This window comes from Bacteroides rodentium JCM 16496 (assembly GCF_000614125.1).
GTDB lineage: Bacteria > Bacteroidota > Bacteroidia > Bacteroidales > Bacteroidaceae > Bacteroides > Bacteroides rodentium.
In genome coordinates this window covers 56,523-74,508 of record NZ_BAKJ01000009.1, presented here as the reverse complement: position 1 = coordinate 74,508, position 17,986 = coordinate 56,523, and the positions used below count along the sequence as shown (strand labels likewise).

The 17,986-nt window shown below is 52.7% G+C and carries 12 protein-coding genes and 5 pseudogenes; 12 read left to right on the top strand and 5 right to left on the bottom strand.

Annotated elements, in window-relative coordinates; genetic code table 11:
• Positions 1 to 13 precede the first annotated feature (13 nt).
• From JCM16496_RS05995 to mtgA, 6 genes and pseudogenes are all read left to right on the top strand, one after another.
• Complete coding sequence (locus tag JCM16496_RS05995; protein WP_005828083.1) at positions 14 to 787, top strand: ABC transporter permease; 774 nt, start codon at positions 14 to 16, stop codon at positions 785 to 787.
• Positions 784 to 1,575, top strand: coding sequence for an ABC transporter permease (locus JCM16496_RS05990; protein ID WP_005828082.1), 792 nt, complete (start codon positions 784 to 786; stop codon positions 1,573 to 1,575). Before JCM16496_RS05995 ends, JCM16496_RS05990 begins: the two co-directional genes overlap by 4 nt.
• An 8-nt stretch (positions 1,576 to 1,583) precedes the next feature.
• Positions 1,584 to 2,957, top strand: coding sequence for an ABC transporter substrate-binding protein (locus JCM16496_RS05985; RefSeq protein ID WP_128809470.1), 1,374 nt, complete (start codon positions 1,584 to 1,586; stop codon positions 2,955 to 2,957).
• A 32-nt stretch (positions 2,958 to 2,989) separates the two neighbouring features.
• A complete protein-coding gene (locus tag JCM16496_RS05980) occupies positions 2,990 to 4,318 on the top strand; it encodes an MATE family efflux transporter (RefSeq protein ID WP_025833014.1) in 1,329 nt (442 codons plus the stop codon).
• A gap of 99 nt (positions 4,319 to 4,417) precedes the next feature.
• A pseudogene (locus JCM16496_RS05975) lies at positions 4,418 to 5,090 on the top strand (OmpA family protein).
• A gap of 170 nt (positions 5,091 to 5,260) precedes the next feature.
• The gene (gene mtgA / locus JCM16496_RS05970) at positions 5,261 to 5,965 is read left to right on the top strand and encodes a monofunctional biosynthetic peptidoglycan transglycosylase (protein ID WP_025833013.1); all 705 of its coding nucleotides are present in this window, start codon (positions 5,261 to 5,263) and stop codon (positions 5,963 to 5,965) included.
• A 166-nt stretch (positions 5,966 to 6,131) separates the two neighbouring features.
• Here the strand turns inward: mtgA and JCM16496_RS05965 are convergent, their stop codons facing one another.
• The 5 genes and pseudogenes from JCM16496_RS05965 to JCM16496_RS24580 form a co-directional block, all read right to left on the bottom strand.
• A complete protein-coding gene (locus tag JCM16496_RS05965; protein WP_025833011.1) occupies positions 6,132 to 7,280 on the bottom strand; it encodes a cytochrome d ubiquinol oxidase subunit II in 1,149 nt (382 codons plus the stop codon).
• A gap of 72 nt (positions 7,281 to 7,352) precedes the next feature.
• A pseudogene (locus JCM16496_RS05960) lies at positions 7,353 to 8,914 on the bottom strand (cytochrome ubiquinol oxidase subunit I).
• A gap of 123 nt (positions 8,915 to 9,037) precedes the next feature.
• On the bottom strand, positions 9,038 to 9,259 hold the full coding sequence (locus tag JCM16496_RS21465; RefSeq protein ID WP_128809469.1) for a DUF4492 domain-containing protein: 222 nt from the start codon (positions 9,257 to 9,259) through the stop codon (positions 9,038 to 9,040).
• Between the two features lie 463 nt (positions 9,260 to 9,722).
• The gene (locus tag JCM16496_RS05945) at positions 9,723 to 10,580 is read right to left on the bottom strand and encodes a PD-(D/E)XK nuclease domain-containing protein (RefSeq protein ID WP_128809468.1); all 858 of its coding nucleotides are present in this window, start codon (positions 10,578 to 10,580) and stop codon (positions 9,723 to 9,725) included.
• 11 nt (positions 10,581 to 10,591) lie between these two features.
• Positions 10,592 to 10,720, bottom strand: coding sequence for a hypothetical protein (locus tag JCM16496_RS24580; protein ID WP_262482759.1), 129 nt, complete (start codon positions 10,718 to 10,720; stop codon positions 10,592 to 10,594).
• 178 nt (positions 10,721 to 10,898) lie between these two features.
• Here JCM16496_RS24580 and JCM16496_RS05940 point away from each other — a divergent pair.
• The 6 genes and pseudogenes from JCM16496_RS05940 (at position 10,899) to JCM16496_RS05915 (ending at position 17,871) form a co-directional block, all read left to right on the top strand.
• Positions 10,899 to 12,298 (top strand): annotated as a pseudogene (locus tag JCM16496_RS05940) (TolC family protein).
• Between the two features lie 14 nt (positions 12,299 to 12,312).
• Positions 12,313 to 13,535: pseudogene (locus JCM16496_RS05935) on the top strand (efflux RND transporter periplasmic adaptor subunit).
• Between the two features lie 283 nt (positions 13,536 to 13,818).
• A pseudogene (locus JCM16496_RS05930) lies at positions 13,819 to 14,564 on the top strand (ABC transporter ATP-binding protein).
• Between the two features lie 53 nt (positions 14,565 to 14,617).
• Positions 14,618 to 15,838, top strand: coding sequence for an ABC transporter permease (locus JCM16496_RS05925; protein WP_005836280.1), 1,221 nt, complete (start codon positions 14,618 to 14,620; stop codon positions 15,836 to 15,838).
• Positions 15,839 to 16,105: 267 nt separating this feature from the next.
• A complete protein-coding gene (locus JCM16496_RS05920; protein WP_128809467.1) occupies positions 16,106 to 17,173 on the top strand; it encodes a sensor histidine kinase in 1,068 nt (355 codons plus the stop codon).
• Entirely contained in the window at positions 17,170 to 17,871 is a 702-nt protein-coding gene (locus JCM16496_RS05915; RefSeq protein WP_025833006.1) for a LytR/AlgR family response regulator transcription factor, read from the top strand. The genes JCM16496_RS05920 and JCM16496_RS05915 overlap by 4 nt, the downstream gene beginning before the upstream one ends.
• Positions 17,872 to 17,986: the final 115 nt, after the last annotated feature.

Below are 17,986 nucleotides of genomic sequence, written 5' to 3'. Positions count from 1 at the left end.
ATCCCATTTCTTTATGCGCCGGCGCAACTGGACGGTACCCTACGCGCTGTTTCTGCTTGTATTTGTCATAGTACCGCTACTGCTCATCGTGCTCTACGCCTTTACGGACGACGGAGGAGCGTTTACGCTGGCCAACTTCCGTAAGTTCATGATGCACCCCGAAGCGATGAACACGTTTGTCTACTCCATCGGAATAGCCGTCATCACCACGCTGGTCTGCCTGCTGCTGGGCTATCCGGCGGCGTATATCCTGAGCCAGAAGCAATTCAACACCTCACGCACCATGGTGGTGCTGTTCATCCTCCCCATGTGGGTGAATATCTTGATACGTACGCTTGCCACAGTAGCACTGTTCGACTTCCTGAACCTGCCGCTGGGCGAAGGCGCCCTTGTGTTCGGTATGGTCTACAATTTCCTGCCGTTCATGATATACCCCATTTACAACACCCTTCAGAAGATGGACCACAATCTGATTGAGGCCGCGCAGGACTTGGGAGCCTCCCCTACCCGCGTATTCGGCAAGGTGATTCTGCCGCTCTCCATGCCGGGAGTGATGAGTGGTATAGTGATGGTATTCATGCCTACGGTATCTACCTTTGCCATTGCCGAGTTGCTGACGATGAACAACATCAAGCTGTTCGGCACCACGGTGCAAGAGAATATTTACAACGGAATGTGGAACTACGGTGCCGCCCTCTCGCTCATCATGCTGCTGCTGATAGGCATCACCATCCTCTTTACCAACGAGGAGGACGGGGCATCGAATGAAAGCGGAGGTGTGATATGATGACACGAATCTTGACCCGCGGCTACTTGTGGCTGCTGCTGGCGTTGCTCTACTCGCCTATCCTGATAATTATGATATTCTCCTTCACGGAGGCAAAGGTGCTGGGCAACTGGACGGGGTTCTCCACCAAGCTGTACAGCTCGCTGTTCACGGGCGGGATGCACCACTCGCTGATGAATGCCATCTGGAACACATTTGCCATTGCCCTGCTTGCCGCCACCGCCAGTACGGCGCTGGGCAGCATTGCAGCTATCGGCATCTTCAATCTGCGCTCGCGCACACGGCAGGTAATGAACTTCGCCAATGCCATCCCGATGATGAATGCAGACATTATCACCGGTGTGTCGCTGTTCCTGCTGTTCGTCAGCTTCGGCATATCGCAAGGATTCACCACGGTGGTACTGGCACACATCACCTTCTGCACGCCCTACGTGGTGCTCAGCGTGATGCCCCGGCTCAAGAAGATGAACCAGAACGTCTACGAGGCGGCACTCGACCTGGGCGCCACACCGTTCCAGGCACTGCGCAAGGTGATTCTTCCGGAGATATTTCCGGGTATGATAAGCGGATTCATCCTTGCTTTCACGCTCTCCATCGACGACTTTGCCGTGACCATCTTCACCATCGGCAACCAGGGGCTGGAAACGCTCTCCACCTACATCTACGCCGATGCGCGCAAGGGTGGGCTGACGCCGGAACTGCGGCCACTCTCCACCATCATCTTCGTGACGGTGCTGGTGCTGCTGATTGTAATCAACAAACGGGCCGAACGGACGAAAAACGATTGATGTGAGTGATGAGTTATAAGTTATCAACTGTCAAGAACAAGATGATGAAAAGGATAATAAACATACTGATTCTACTGTGCTGTATCGCCTCCCTCTCCTCTTGTGGCAACTCTACAGAAGAGCGCAGCCGTGTACTGAAGATATACAACTGGGCGGACTACATCGACGAAGATGTGCTTGCCGAATTCCCCGACTGGTACAAGCAGCAGACGGGCGAAGACCTCCGTATCATCTACCAGGTATTCGATATCAACGAAATCATGCTCACCAAAATTGAGCGCGGGCACGAGGACTTCGACGTCGTATGCCCCTCGGAGTACATCATCGAGCGCATGCTCCGCAAAGACCTCCTGCTACCCATCGACCGCAACTTCGGCCGCACGCCTGACTACATCCCCAACGTGTCGCCCTACATCCGCCACGAGCTGAACAAGACCTCGCAACCGGAACGCCAGACCGAGGACTATGCCGTGCCCTACATGTGGGGTACCGCCGGCATCCTCTTCAACAAAAAGTTCATTACCACCGAAGAGGCCGGCACATGGGACATCCTCTGGGACCCCAAGAACCGCGGCAAAATACTGATGAAGGACAGCTACCGCGATGCCTACGGCACTGCCATCATCTACGCCCACGCCCGGGAGCTGGCCGACAGCACCGTCACCGTAGAGCAACTGATGAACGACAACTCCCCGCAGGCCATCGCCCTGGCCGAGCAACGCCTCAAGGAGATGAAACCCAACATTGCCGGCTGGGAAGCCGACTTCGGCAAGGAAATGATGACCAAGAACAAGGCGTGGATTAACTTCACCTGGAGCGGCGACGCCGTCTGGGCCATCGAGGAGGCCGATGCCGTGGGTGTGGAACTGGACTACACCGTCCCCCGCGAAGGCAGCAACATCTGGTACGACGGCTGGGTAATCCCCCGCTACGCCCGCAACGTGAAGGCGGCAAGCTATTTCATCAACTACCTCTGCCAGCCTTCCGTGGCACTGCGCAACATGGATGCCATCGGCTACGTCAGCGCCGTGGCCACACCGGAAATCATGGAGGCCAAGACCGACACCACGCTCGACGTGCACTCCGACCTCGGCTACTTCTTCGGCCCCCTGCCCGGAGCCGACAGCCTGCAGATAGACCCGGTCCAGTACCCCGACCGCCGCGTAGTGGAGCGCTGCGCCATGATACGCGACTTCGGCGACCGCACGGAACTGGTGCTCGAGATGTGGAGCCGCGTGAAAGGCGACAATCTCAACACGGGCATCGTGCTGCTCATCTTCGCCGTCTTCGGCCTGCTCTTCATCTGGCTGGTATATGCCAAGATACGCAAGTACAAGCAGAAACGCCGCCACCGCCTCCGCAGAAAGCGGAAAAGGGGATGAATAATACATTGTTTACCTAAAAAACTGTCAACGTGCAAGGAACAAAGAATCTGACACAAGGCTCCATCAACCGCCAGCTCTTTACGCTGGCCATGCCCATCATGGCCACCTCGTTCATCCAGATGGCCTACAGCCTGACGGACATGGCATGGGTAGGACGTCTGGGCAGTGAGTCCGTAGCTGCAGTTGGCGCGGTAGGCATACTGACGTGGATGTCCGGCTCCATCGCCTTGCTGAACAAGGTGGGCGCCGAAGTCAGCGTAGGCCAGTCCATCGGTGCACGCAGCGAAGAGGACGCACGCAGCTTTGCTTCGCACAACATTACGATTGCCCTGCTCATCTCCCTTTGCTGGGGAGGGGTATTGTTTTTTTTCGCCCGCCCCATCCTGGACATCTTCGAACTGGCACGGCACATCACGGACAACGCCGTGACCTACCTGCGCATCGTGTCGACAGGACTGCCGTTCATCTTTCTTTCCGCCGCCTTCACGGGCATCTACAACGCGGCAGGGCGAAGCAAGATTCCGTTCTACATCAGCGGGACGGGACTGATAATGAACATCGTCCTCGACCCTCTGTTCATCTTCGGCTTCGGTTGGGGAACGGTGGGCGCGGCACTTGCCACATGGCTTTCCGAAGCTACCGTATTCGGCATCTTCGTCTACAAGCTCCGGGGGAAAAACGCCGTGCTCGGAGGTTTCTCCTTTATCGTCCCGCTGAAAAAGAAGTACACCCGGCGCATCTTCAAGCTCGGGTTGCCCGTGGCTACGCTGAACACGCTATTTGCCTTCGTCAACATGTTCCTCTCGCGCACCGCCTCGGAGCAGGGAGGACACATCGGACTAATGGCATTCACCACCGGCGGACAAATCGAGGCCATCACCTGGAACACTTCGCAAGGATTCTCCACGGGGCTGAGCACGTTCATCGCCCAGAACTATGCCGCCGGGCAGAAGTCGCGCGTGAAGCAGGCATGGCGCACCACCCTATGGATGACGGGCGTATTCGGAAGCCTCTGCTCGCTGCTTTTCATCTTCTTCGGCAGCGAGGTGTTCTCCATCTTCGTGCCCGAGGCCGAAGCCTACCGTGTGGGCGGCGACTACCTCCGCATCGACGGCTATTCGCAAATGTTCATGATGATGGAAATCACCATGCAAGGCGTGTTCTACGGACTGGGACGGACAGTGCCGCCTGCCATTGTCAGCATCGGATGCAATTACATGCGCATTCCGGTGGCGTTACTGCTGGTGCACATGGGTATGGGAGTGGATGCCATCTGGTGGGCGGTGAGCGGAACGACCGTTGCCAAAGGCATCATCCTGACCGCCTGGTTCGTCCACATTAAAAGGAAAATTCTCTAAAAAAGGACACAACCAACGAACTTTAGGAAGCCAAATATGGTTATTAATACATAAATTTGTAACATCAAAGATAAAATCAACCTTTAAAAGAAAAGAGTTATGAAGAAAATGAAATTTACAGTATTGCTTTTGTGCAGCGCATTGCTGCTGGGCAGTTGCGGCACAATGAACAACAAGGCCAAAGGTGGAATAATAGGTGGTGGTTCCGGCGCTGCAGCAGGTGCCATTATCGGCGGGCTGATAGGTAAAGGCAAGGGGGCAGCCATCGGTGCTGCGGTAGGTGCTGCAGTAGGTACGGGTGCCGGTGTTGCCATCGGACACAAGATGGACAAGAAGGCTGCCGAAGCCGCCAAGATTGAAGGCGCCCAAGTGGAGCAGGTGACGGATGCCAACGGCTTGCCGGCTGTCAAAGTATCCTTTGCGGCAGGTATTCTGTTCGGCTTCAACTCTGCCGCACTGAGCAACGAGGCAAAGGCTTCCCTGCGCGAACTTGCACAGATTCTGAAGGAAGACCCTACAACGGATATCGCCATCATCGGCCATACCGACAAGGTGGTACTTACGAAGCCAACATGAAAGTTTCCAAGAACCGCGCCTATGCCGTAGAGAACTATTTGCAGGATTGCGGTGTGTCTCCATCCCAGTTCAAGAAAGTGGAAGGCGTGGGATACAACGAATACGACGAATCCAAGACTGCGACCAGAACCGGCGCGTAGAGGTATATATGTATGCCAGCGAACAGATGATTAAGAATGCGGAGGCGGCTAATTAAATGATAATTTAGCGGGTTCACCACAGATTACACAGATTTGCACAGATAAGCATCTTTGATTATCAGTAGATTAAGCTCATTCTGTGTTAATCCGTGTAATCTGTGGTGCATTTTGACACATTTACATCTGTGTTGTCTGCGGTGAACCCATAAATTCCAATCCTCTCTCCATGAAACTCCCGAAGCCTTTGCGGTTTCTCCGCAACATCATATTATTCTTCTTTATTTCCACTATCCTGGCGGTAGTGGCTTATCGTTTTGTACCCGTCTACATCACGCCACTGATGGTTATCCGCAGCGTGCAGCAGGTCTTCAAAGGTGAAAGTCCGCGCTGGCACCACACTTGGGTATCTTCCGACAAGATATCCCCTCACCTGCCTATGGCCGTCATTGCCTCGGAAGACAACCGGTTTGCCACACACAACGGATTCGATTTCATCGAGATACAGAAAGCGATAAAGGAGAATGAAACAAGAAAACGGAAACGGGGCGCAAGCACCATCAGCCAGCAGACGGCAAAGAATGTATTCCTATGGCCCCAGTCTTCCTGGGTACGCAAAGGACTGGAAGTCTACTTCACCGTACTGATAGAATTCTTCTGGTCCAAAGAACGTATCATGGAGGTCTATCTTAACTCCATCGAAATGGGGAAAGGCATCTATGGTGCACAAGCCGCCGCCCGATACAAGTTCAAGACCACCGCCGCCAAGCTCTCTGCCGGACAGTGCGCACTGATAGCGGCAACATTGCCCAACCCCATACGCTTCGACTCAGCACACCCCTCCCCTTACATAAAGAAAAGGCAAGGACAGATTCTACGATTGATGAAACTGGTACCCAAATTCCAGCTAAATGAGAAGCGGGTAACAAAATAAAAAGAGTACATAAGCACTTTCATAATGTCATAATATCAGGCGCGGATTACGCGGATTTCACGGATTTAGTTTATAAAATCCGCGTTATTCCGCGTAATCCGCGCCTCAAAGAAAGTATGAAGAGAGTTCTGACACCCTCCTTTAATTTTTAATTCTTAATTTTTAATTAATACGCGTGTCCTCCCTCTTCCATCTCCTTCGCATCAATCTTGCGATTGTCGATGCTGCGCCAAGCGTAGAAGATGTAGGCAAGAACGAAAGGAACAAGGATAGAGACATAAGCCATAACCTTCAGTGTGAACTGGCTCGAGCAACTGTTTGCCAACGTCAGCGAGCTTTGCAGGTCGTGGGTAGAAGGATAATAGGCCGTATTGTTATAGCCTGCCACAAGCAGCAGTGCCAATACCGTAAGCACCGTCCCTGCACCGGCAAACCAGATGCCCTTGTCGAATGCCGGCTTCCACAGCGTGCGGATAATGCCCCAGAGCACAGCCACCACACCCGCCAGGAACACAAGCAGCACTACCGGCATCTGCAGGAAGTTCGTCAGATACTTGTAGGGTTCCATAAACACCTCTCCCGTTTCCGGACGTACAGCATAGCCGTCGGCAAGCAGCGTGCGGATGACGAAGGCCAGGAAGAATACCAGGAACAACACCGTATTTCCCCAGAGTGCCCGGCGGCAGCGTCTCACCAAATCATCCTCATTGATATTATTAATAAAATAAAGCGCTCCCAAGATACGTGCCAGGAAGAACACAGCCAAACCAAGCACCACATTCCACGGATTAAGTAGCGCATCCAACCCATGCCAGCCGTTAGCCCATTGGCTGATAACCGGCATTGCCGCATCTGCGATATTCCCTTTATTGATATAGAAGTCAGACCCCGTGAAGAACGTAGCAACCGCCCCACCCAGCAATACCGGACCTACTACTCCGTTTATCACCAGGAATGTGCGATACGTTGTCTTGCCCAGCAGATTTCCCGCCTTCGACTGGAACTCGTAGCTGACAGCCTGCAACACGAAGCTGAACAGAATAATCATCCACAACCAATAGGCCCCTCCGAAACTGGTGCTATAGAACAACGGAAACGAAGCAAAGAACGCGCCTCCAAACGTGACGAGCGTTGTAAACGTGAACTCCCACTTCCGTCCCGTAGAATTAATCATTATCTTCTTCTGCTCCTCCGTCTTCCCCAGACAGAACAGAAGCGAATTACCTCCCTGCACGAACAGCAGGAATACCAGCAGTGCTCCCAGCAAGGAGACTACAAACCACCAATAGTGTTGAAGAAATATGTAAGCATTCATTGTGAGTTATGAGTTATTAGTTATTAGTGATTGATAATCAACCATCAATCATCAATTATCAATTGTCAATTGTCAATTGTCAATTGTCAATTGTTCCGGTCCTTTGCGGATTGCCTTCAGCATAATTCCCACCTCGGCAATCAGCATGACAGTGAAAAGCACCAGGAAAATAAAGAACGTGGTCTGCACGGAGCCTACATCCAGCCTGGAGATGGCGGCACTCGTGGGCAGCATGTCCTGGATGGCCCACGGCTGGCGACCACACTCGGCAACCACCCATCCGGCTTGTCCGGCCAGATAGCCCAGCGGAATGGTGAGCATAGCCACCCAATGCATCCACGGCATCTGCGACAGGTCTTTCTTATAGGCCAGAAACAGCACCACAATAAAGAAGAGGATGAAGTATCCACCCAGCATCACCATCACACGGAACATGTAGAACGTCAGCGGCACATTGGGCACCAGCTCGTTCACGTCCTTGATATAACCGTAACCGAAATAGGCTACATTCTCCTTCAGCACCCGGGCAGCCACCTCTGCATCCGCCTCATTGCCCGCAGCCTTGGCTGCACGATAGGCGGCAAACGCACTGATGGCCGTTTTTCCTTTTTCTATTTTCTCTTCTGCCGAAAGCGCCACGCTGCCGTCCTTCAACGGATAACCGCCTTTCAGCAGGTCATTGATGCCGGGAACAAAAGCATCCGTCTTGCGCTCGGCAAGCAACGACAGCATCTTGGGGATTTCCACACGGAAGAGGAACGGGTCTACCCCATCCTGCGGCGTCTGCTTGGCAGGATTCAGCAGACCGAAGGCTACCAGCCCCGCACCCTGCTGCCCTTCATAATATCCTTCCATGGCGGCAAGCTTCATCGGCTGCTTTTGCGCCACCTGATAGCCCGAGCCATCGCCCGTCCAGGCAGAGAGCACGGCGGCGCACAGACCTACCCATGCGGCAATCCTGACACTGGCCAGCGCAAATTTCTTCTCGCGCTTCTTCACAGATACCAGCAGCTTACGCCCACTACAAACACGGCAGCCAGCACCCAGCCGGACAGCACACTATGGAAGAACTTGTTGACAGCCATCGGCGAAGTGGCCACAGCCCAGAAGTCCACCATCTCGTTGCGTGCCGTATCGGGATTGAATTCCATGCCCACGGGATTCTGCATCCACGCATTGGCAACCAGAATCCACCAGGCGGAAATCGTGGCGCCCAGCCCCGTGAGCCAGGTGGATGCCAGGTGAAAACGCTTGCTCACCTTATCCCAGCCGAAGAACATGACGGCGATAAACGTTGCTTCCATAAAGAAAGCCAAAATACCCTCGATGGCAAGCGGCGCACCGAAGATGTCGCCCACAAACCAGCTGTAATTACTCCAATTCGTACCGAATTCAAATTCCAGAATGATGCCGGTTGCCACACCAATGGCAAAGTTGATACCGAAAATCTTCATCCAGAACTTGGCGGTACGTTTCCAGAACGTGTCACCCGTGCGGTAGTAAGCCGTCTCCATGATGCCCATAATTACCGCCAAGCCCAGTGTCAGCGGCACAAAAATCCAGTGATAGATGGCGGTCAAGGCAAATTGGGCTCTCGACCAGTCAATCAGGGAAGTGTCAATGTGTTCAAGCATAAGAATCAAGTTATGAGTTATAAGTTATGAGTTATTGAGTTATGAGTTATTGAGTTATGAGTTATTGAGTTATGGGGGAATCTGTTCGAAAACTCTGTGGCTCTGTGTTCCCCCCCCCCGTCTTCAGCCTCCCAGGCTTCGCCGGACAAGCTCACTGCTGACGTAGTCTTCCTTGTCATCGCCCACTGCGGGCGAATCGAGAAACCGGGGGAAGAAGAAGAGACGGAGAATGAAGAACATGATGAAAAGCTTCACGAGGATGATGAGCCACAAGGTGCGCCCCAACGTCATGCTCCGGAAGCCGTCCTGGTAGAAGTGCCAGATATTTATCACTGTTTGCCGCATACTGATAAATTTATAATGATTACAAATATAAACTTCTTTTATATACTAAACAAACAAAAAGGAAGAAAAGTTGCAAGTGTATTCTTACATCAGGGGCAATAAGTAAATGACGAAAATTAGTTTATAGTAGAATAGAAATGATTTGCGAAAAATACGGAGTAACTTAGTTCTCCTCCTCCGGGGAGGAGGGGAATGAAGATACTATTACGATATAAACTAAATTTCAACAGATACTTAGTACTGTTATGACTGATTCCCACCTTCTCCCTATCCGCTCCCTACCTGCTCCCTATTTGCTCCCTATTTGGTCCGTCTATATATACACGGAGCAGATAGGGGGAAAACAGGAAGCAGGCAGGCAGAAAACCGGCAAACAGAATAAAATGAAGCCTGTGCATACCTCTAAGAAGGGGATATGAAAGCGGTTGATTCCACCAACGGGTTCTTATTTTTTTCATATCGGTCAGATGTCGGCCTCTTCACACACTTCCAATTCCGCTCCACGGAACACGAGTTTCACCAGATGCAACCGGGTGCCGGCACAAAGCCGCTTCACAATTTTATCGGTGCTGTACTTGCGCAACTGTTCGTCAGCCTCACGGCTCTTGGCAGCTAATTCTTCGTCCGTGGCGGTTGGCTTCACGTATTTCAGCTCAAGGATGTAGCTATGGGGAATCTCCGGGTAACGCATCTTGTCGGGCAGGAGCAGGAAGTCGCTGTAGCCATAGCTAAGCTCTATCTCAGGCTCCACAAGGTAAAGGCTGTTCATGGCAAGATATGCTTTGAAAAAGCCTTGCAGGTTGTGCTCGCCTAAAATACTGTCGCGCACGGAGGAATTTTCTTTGTAAGCGGTGGCAACAAGACTAATAAACGGCTGCCAATTACCATCGAAAGAAAGGGCAAACAGCTCGTTTTGCAAGGAGACGCTATCCACTTTGGAAGTACGGTCGAAGTAATCGCGCATAAAAGCCCAATACTGCTCTTTCACACAATTATTCGGAATGACCATCTTCAGCCAAGGCCCCAGGCTGCTGCTCATCGTAAGCAGTCCGTAATAATAGAGCAAACTCCGGAAATTGTCATCTTCTGTCACATACTCGGCGGGAAAGTAAGTTTTCAGTTTCATGTGGATGTAGCCCGTAGCGGCTATCTCCTCTATCACGCTCATACGGTTCTCCCGCTGGTTTCCACGGTCTATGTCAGCCAACATCTTCAGCTTTTTGTAATCCGTGCGAATGTTCTTATCGACCATCTCCTTGGGAGAACGGTTGTAAAGAACCCAGCTGCGAAGATAATAGTAAACCATATCACAGTTGAACATACGCGACTGGTTCAGACACTCTTCGGCAAAACAATAGTTGTTGTACCACGGCTTCTAGTCTTATCCACATAATAAGAATTCTCGTTCCTCAGTTGTTCGAAGCGGGCTACACCGTAGGGCAATCCTTTCACTATTTCCATAATGCTGCATTTTAGGGGTTCTACCGTTGCAAAGTGCGGCAAGTGCTTTTCCCCTTCCCCATTCATCGGTACAAAAAAGATTTTGGGCGAGGAAAACACAGCCAACATCTATCCCATTTGCCACACTTCATCCTACCCGCTACATTTGCAGACAGAAAAACCATAGAACAATGAAGATATGATGAACGTAAGAAGATTGACAGTGATAACGCTATGCCTGACCAGCTGCATGGGGGCATCCGCCCAAAGCAATGCTCCCGCGCAGATGTCCGGCAGCTACGGACAGCCTGCCGACAGCCTGCCTGCCCAATGGGACCTCCAGGCCTGCATCGACTATGCCCTGCAACAGAACATCACCATCCGCAAGAACCGCCTCAGCGCGGAAAGTGCCCAGGTAGATGTAAAAACCGCCCGGGCCGCCCTCTTCCCCAGCCTTTCGGCCAGTGTGGGCCAGCGTGTCGTGAATCGCCCGAAGAGCGAGACAAACACCATCATCGACGGCGACAACATCACCAGCAGCCAGAGCAAGACTTCGTACAACGGCAGCTACGGCATCGACGCCAACTGGACCCTCTACAACGGCGGGAAGCGCCTTAACACCATCAAGCAGCAACAGCTGAACAACCGCATTGCCGAACTTAGCGTAGCACAGAGCGAGAACAGCATCGAAGAAAGCATCGCACAGACCTACGTGCAGATACTCTACGCCGCCGAAGCCGTGAAAGTGAACGAATCGACCCTGGAAGTGAGCCGGGCCGAATGCGAACGTGCCCGCCAGCTGCTCGAAGCAGGAAGTATCGCCAAGAGCGACCTGGCACAACTGGAAGCGCAGGTAAGCACCGACAAGTACCAACTGGTGACCGCACAAGCCACCCTGCAAGACTACAAACTGCAACTGAAACAACTCCTGGAACTGGACGGCGAATCCGAGATGAACCTCTACATCCCCGCCCTCGGCACGGAAAACGTACTGGCACCCCTGCCCACCAAGACGGACGTTTACCGCTCCGCCCTCGTGCTCCGTCCGGAAATAGAAGCCGGCAAACTGAATATACAGACATCCGACCTCGACATCAAAATAGCCCGCGCCGGCTATCTGCCACACTGAGCCTCAGCGCCGGCATCGGAACCAGCCATGCCAACGGCAGCGACTTCACCTTCAGCGAGCAAGTCAAGCAGAACTGGAACAACTCGCTGGGCTTCACCGTAAGCGTGCCCATCTTCAGCAACCGGCAGACCAAGAGTGCCGTAGAGAAAGCCAAGATTCAGAAGCAGACCAGCGAACTGGACCTGCTGGACGACCAGAAAACGCTGTACAAAACCATCGAAACCCTCTGGCTCGATGCCAACAGCGCCCAGCAGCGCTACGCCGCCGCCACGGAGAAACTGAAAAGTACGCAGACCAGCTATGAACTGATTCAGGAGCAGTTCAACCTGGGCATGAAGAATACCGTAGAACTGCTGACTGAGAAAAACAATCTGCTCAGCGCACAGCAGGAGACACTGCAAGCCAAATACATGGCGATACTGAACATGCAACTGCTGAAATTCTATCAAGGAGAAAAAATCGAATTATAATACCTTATATATATATGAACAAAAAAAGAATCATCCTCATTGCCGTAGCTGCCGTAGTCATAGTGGGCGGCGGCGTATGGCTCTTCGGTGGTGCCAAGGCCAAGCACAAGGTGACCTACGCCACAGCAACCATCCATAAAGGCGAGATTTCCGAATCCGTAACCGCCACGGGAACCATCGAACCGGTGACGGAAGTGGAAGTGGGTACCCAGGTGAGCGGTATCATTGACAAGATTCATGTAGACTACAATTCCGTAGTAACCAAAGGCCAGCTCATTGCCGAGATGGACCGCGTGACCCTGCAAAGCGAACTTGCCTCGCAACGCGCCGCCTACAATGGTGCAAAGGCCGAATACGAGTACCAGAAGAAACTCTACGAACGCAACAAGACGCTGAACGAAAAGCAACTCATTGCCGTCACGGACTATGAGCAATCCGTCTATAACTACGAGAAGGCCCGCAGCAACTACGAAAGCAGCCAGGCATCACTGGCAAAGGCTGAACGCAACCTCTCCTACGCCACCATCACCTCGCCCATCGACGGTGTGGTCATCAGCCGCGACGTGGAAGAGGGACAGACCGTGGCTTCCGGCTTCGAGACACCGACACTGTTCACCATCGCTGCCGACCTGACGCAGATGCAGGTTGTGGCCGACGTGGACGAAGCAGACATAGGCGGTGTGGAAGAGGGACAGCGCGCCACGTTTACCGTAGACGCCTACCCGAATGACGTGTTCGAAGGGGTAGTCACGCAAATTCGTCTGGGAGATGCCAGCTCAAGCAGCACGTCGAGCACCGGTACCAGCACGGTTGTGACCTACGAAGTAGTCATCTCCGCCCACAACCCGGACCTGAAACTGAAACCACGCCTGACAGCCAACGTCACCATCTTCACCCTCGACCGCAAAGACGTGCTGTGCGCTCCCGCCCGTGCCCTGCGTTTCAACCCCGAAAAACCGCTTATCGGCGACAATGATATCGTGAAGGATTGCGAAGGGGAACATAAACTCTGGACCCGCGAAGGCAACACCTTTACCGCCCATCCGGTGAAGATAGGTATCTCCAACGGAGTCAACACGGAAATTATCAGCGGCATTAGCGAGGGTACCGTAGTGGTGACCGAAGCCACCATCGGCAGCATGCCCGGCAGCGGCGCTCCGGACATGAGCCAGGAAGCTCCCGGCGGTGAGAAGAGTCCGTTCATGCCCGGCCTCCGGGGAGTAAGAAGAAAAAATAATAATTTAATGTTTCGAGGAGAAAACAGAGGCACAACAACACAGATACTTTCCAGGGAAGTAACTCAAATTCCCCTCCTCCTGGGAGGAGGGGTGCCCGAAGGGCGGGGTGGTAGAGAACATAAAACTATGTATGACAGAGAATAAATCTTCTGTGTATCGCTACCACCTCCCCCTTCGGGTACTCCTCCTCCCCGGAGGAGGAGAATTGAGATAGTATCAGTTATAAAATAAAATTTGTGCAAGCTGTGGTGAAACCCAACTAACAAAATAAGAAAAATAATTATGAGTAAAGCAGTCATTGAACTTCAAAATATCAAACGCAACTTCCAGGTGGGGGACGAAACCGTGCATGCCCTGCGAGGCGTCTCGTTCACCATCCGCGAAGGCGAGTTTGTCACCATCATGGGTACATCGGGCTCCGGAAAGTCTACTTTGCTGAATACCCTCGGCTGCCTGGACACGCCCACCAGCGGCGAATACCTGTTGGACGGCATCTCCGTACGCACCATGAGCAAGCCTCAACGCGCCGTACTGCGCAACCGTAAAATCGGCTTCGTATTCCAGAGCTACAACCTGCTGCCCAAAACCACTGCCGTGGAGAATGTGGAGCTACCGCTGATGTACAACTCCTCCGTCTCGGCTTCCGAAAGGCGGAGACGTGCCATCGAAGCCCTGCAAGCCGTGGGGCTGGGCGACCGACTGGAACATAAGTCCAATCAGATGTCCGGCGGTCAGATGCAACGCGTAGCCATCGCCCGCGCCTGGTGAACAATCCCGCCGTTATCCTGGCAGACGAAGCTACGGGTAACCTGGACACCCGCACCTCTTTCGAGATTCTGGTACTGTTCCAAAAGCTGCATGCCGAAGGACGCACCATTATCTTCGTCACCCACAACCCCGAAATAGCCCAGTACAGCAGCCGCAACATCGTGCTGCGCGACGGGCAAATCAAGGACGACACCATCAACACCCAAATCCAGAATGCAGCCGAAGCCCTGGCAGCATTGCCTAAGCAGGAGGAGGAATGAGGGATAAGGGATTAAGGATTAGGGATTAATTTTAAACTTTCCATTAAAACGATATGAACGGAACAAACCTTTTCAAAATAGCCTTGCGAGCCTTGAACAACAACAAGCTGCGCGCATTCCTCACCATGCTGGGCATCATCATCGGCGTGGCATCCGTCATCACGATGCTTGCCATCGGACAAGGTTCGAAGAAAAGCATCCAGGCGCAAATCTCCGAGATGGGCTCCAACATGATTATGATTCACCCCGGTGCCGACATGCGCGGCGGTGTCCGCCAAGACCCCAGCGCCATGCAGACCTTGAAGCTGACCGACTACGAAGCCCTGCGAAACGAAACCAACTTTCTGGCTGCCGTCAGCCCCAACGTATCTTCCAGCGGACAACTCATCGCGGGCAACAACAACTACCCCTCCTCCGTGAGCGGCGTGGGTACGGACTATCTCGAAATCCGGCAGCTCAGCGTGGAGAACGGCGAGATGTTTACCGAAGCCGACATACAGACCTCCGCCAAGGTGTGCGTCATCGGAAAGACCATCCAAGACAACCTCTTCCCCGGTGGAGAGGACCCCGTGGGGCGCATTATCCGCTTCAACCAAGTGCCCTTCCGCGTGGTGGGCGTGCTGAAGTCCAAAGGCTACAACTCCATGGGCATGGACCAGGACGACGTAGTGCTTGCCCCTTACAGCACCGTGATGAAACGCCTGCTGGCACAGACCTACCTTAGCGGCATCTTCGCCTCCGCCCTCACCGAGGACATGACGGACAATGCCACCGACGAAATCACCGAGATACTGCGCCGTAACCACAAGCTGAAGGAGAGTGACGACGACGACTTCACCATCCGCAGCCAGCAGGAACTCAGCACCATGCTGAACTCCACCACCGACCTGATGACCACGCTGCTTGCCTGCATCGCCGGCATCTCGCTCGTAGTGGGCGGCATCGGCATTATGAACATCATGTACGTATCGGTGACGGAGCGCACGCGCGAAATCGGTCTGCGCATGAGTGTAGGTGCCCGCGGTGTCGACATCTTGAGCCAGTTCCTCATCGAAGCCATCCTTATCAGCATCACCGGAGGCATCATCGGCGTCATCATCGGATGCGGAGCCAGCTGGATAGTGAAAAGCGTTGCCCACTGGCCCATCTTCATCCAGCCGTGGAGCGTATTCCTCTCCTTCGCCGTATGTACCGTCACCGGAGTGTTCTTCGGTTGGTATCCTGCCAAGAAAGCTGCGGACCTCGACCCGATAGAAGCCATACGCTACGAATAACCTATCTCCCTCTTGCCAGAAGTTATCAAAACACATCCTAAGTATTAAAGAAAAACTTTCTAAGTATTAAGAAAAAACTTTCTGCCAATAAAGAGAAAAGTTATGCCGAATTAAGGATAATCTCTATCCCAAGCTTTGGGATAGACATCCGCAAGCTTGGGATACATATCCGCAACCTGGAAACGCTTATCCGCAACCTGCGAACAGAGATTTGCTTCGCAGGCAGCGGATATTTCCAATATCCATTAAAATCCGTATCTTTGTATCATGATGAAACAACAGCTCCCTAACCCACGCCGCCGCGGCATCGAAACCCTGATACACATCATTGTCTGGGGTATCGTCATCGGCTTCCCCTTTCTGATGATGACACGCAGCGGTTTCAACATCAGCCTCGCGGACTATCTGCGCCACGGTAGCAGCAGCACCCTCTCGTTCTTCCTTGTATTCTACATCAACTACTGCCTCCTCATTCCCCGCTACTTGTTCGAGGGACGCATCCGGCAATATCTCCTGCTGAACACACTGCTCATCATCTGCATTACCACCGGCGCCCACCTTTGGCAAGAATACACATTCCAGAACCATCTGCGCAGCGATGATGACGGTCAGCACATGGGTCCTCCCAAATGGATATTCATCTTGCGCGACGTCTCGACCATGATTCTCACTGCCGGCCTTAGCGCTGCCATCAAGCTAAGCCGCCGCTGGACGCAGATGGACGCCGCCCGCCGGGAAGCCGAGAAAAGCCGCACGGAAGCCGAGTTGAAGAACCTGCGTAACCAGCTCAACCCGCACTTCCTGCTCAATACGCTGAACAACATCTACGCCCTCATCGCCTTCGATGCCGACAAAGCACAAACTGCCGTGCAGGAACTGAGCCGGCTGCTGCGCCATGTGCTGTATGACAATCAGCAGAACTTCGTCACCCTGGACAAGGAGATGGACTTCATCCGCAACTACATCGAACTAATGCGCATCCGCCTCTCCGCCAACGTCCGTGTGGAAACAAAGATAGACGTCCGACCGGACAGCCGTACTGAAATAGCTCCGCTCATCTTTATTTCCCTCATAGAGAATGCCTTCAAGCATGGCATCTCCCCCACCGAGCCCAGCTTTATCCGTATCCACTTCAGTGAAAGCCCCGGAGAGATACGTTGCGAAATAACCAACAGCTATCATCCCAAAAGCGTGGCAGACAAGAGTGGAAGCGGCATCGGGCTGGAACAAGTGCGCAAGCGTCTGGAGCTGACCTATCCCGGCCATTACGACTGGCAGCAAGGAGTGAGTGAGGACATGAAAGAGTATAAATCTATTTTAATTATAAAGATATGAATCTGAAGTGCGCCATTGTAGACGACGAGCCCCTCGCCCTGGGGTTGCTGGAAAGCTACGTCAACAAGACCCCGTTTCTGGAGTTGGTCGGTAAATACTCCAGTGCCGTGCAAGCCATCAAGGAGTTGCCCGAGAAGCACATCGACCTGCTTTTCCTAGACATCCAGATGCCCGAACTGAACGGACTGGAATTTTCGAAGATGGTCGATTCCAGCACCCGCATTGTCTTTACCACCGCCTTCGACCAGTATGCCATAGACGGCTACAAAGTCAATGCGCTGGACTACCTGCTGAAACCCATCTCCTACGTCGACTTTCTGCAGGCTGCCAACAAGGCTGTGCAATGGTTCGAATTGCTGCAACAGCCCAAGGAAGAGATTCAGAGCATCTTCGTAAAGAGCGAGTATAAGCTGGTGCAAATCGAACTGAGTAAAATTCTGTACATAGAGGGGCTGAAAGACTATCTCAAAATCTACGAGGAGGATTCTCCCAAGCCTATCTTGTCTCTCATGAGCATGAAGGCAATGGAGGAACTTCTGCCTGCTTCGCGTTTCATGCGCGTCCACCGTTCCTACATTGTTCAGAAGGATAAAATACGTATTATAGACCGTGGCCGCATCGTGTTCGGAAAGAATTACATCCCGATAAGTGACAGCTATAAACAAGCTTTTCAAGAATTTTTAGACCAAAGAAGCTAAAAAAATCGACCAATCCGTCGATAAAATCGGAAAAAACGTCGATTTATTATAGAATCCTTTTGCATATTAAAATATGTTTTTTTATCTTTGCACCGAACAGATAGGAGTTGTGAAA

Coding starts and splice junctions, on each gene's coding strand:
- JCM16496_RS05995 (WP_005828083.1), top strand. CDS start 14: ATGCGCCGGCGCAACTGGACGGTACCCTACGCGCTGTTTCTGCTTGTA.
- JCM16496_RS05990 (WP_005828082.1), top strand. CDS start 784: ATGATGACACGAATCTTGACCCGCGGCTACTTGTGGCTGCTGCTGGCG.
- JCM16496_RS05985 (WP_128809470.1), top strand. CDS start 1,584: ATGAGTTATAAGTTATCAACTGTCAAGAACAAGATGATGAAAAGGATA.
- mtgA (WP_025833013.1), top strand. CDS start 5,261: ATGAAACTCCCGAAGCCTTTGCGGTTTCTCCGCAACATCATATTATTC.
- JCM16496_RS05965 (WP_025833011.1), bottom strand. CDS start 7,280: ATGAATGCTTACATATTTCTTCAACACTATTGGTGGTTTGTAGTCTCC.
- JCM16496_RS21465 (WP_128809469.1), bottom strand. CDS start 9,259: ATGCGGCAAACAGTGATAAATATCTGGCACTTCTACCAGGACGGCTTC.
- JCM16496_RS05945 (WP_128809468.1), bottom strand. CDS start 10,580: ATGTTCAACTGTGATATGGTTTACTATTATCTTCGCAGCTGGGTTCTT.
- JCM16496_RS24580 (WP_262482759.1), bottom strand. CDS start 10,720: ATGGAAATAGTGAAAGGATTGCCCTACGGTGTAGCCCGCTTCGAACAA.
- JCM16496_RS05925 (WP_005836280.1), top strand. CDS start 14,618: ATGAACGGAACAAACCTTTTCAAAATAGCCTTGCGAGCCTTGAACAAC.
- JCM16496_RS05920 (WP_128809467.1), top strand. CDS start 16,106: ATGATGAAACAACAGCTCCCTAACCCACGCCGCCGCGGCATCGAAACC.
- JCM16496_RS05915 (WP_025833006.1), top strand. CDS start 17,170: ATGAATCTGAAGTGCGCCATTGTAGACGACGAGCCCCTCGCCCTGGGG.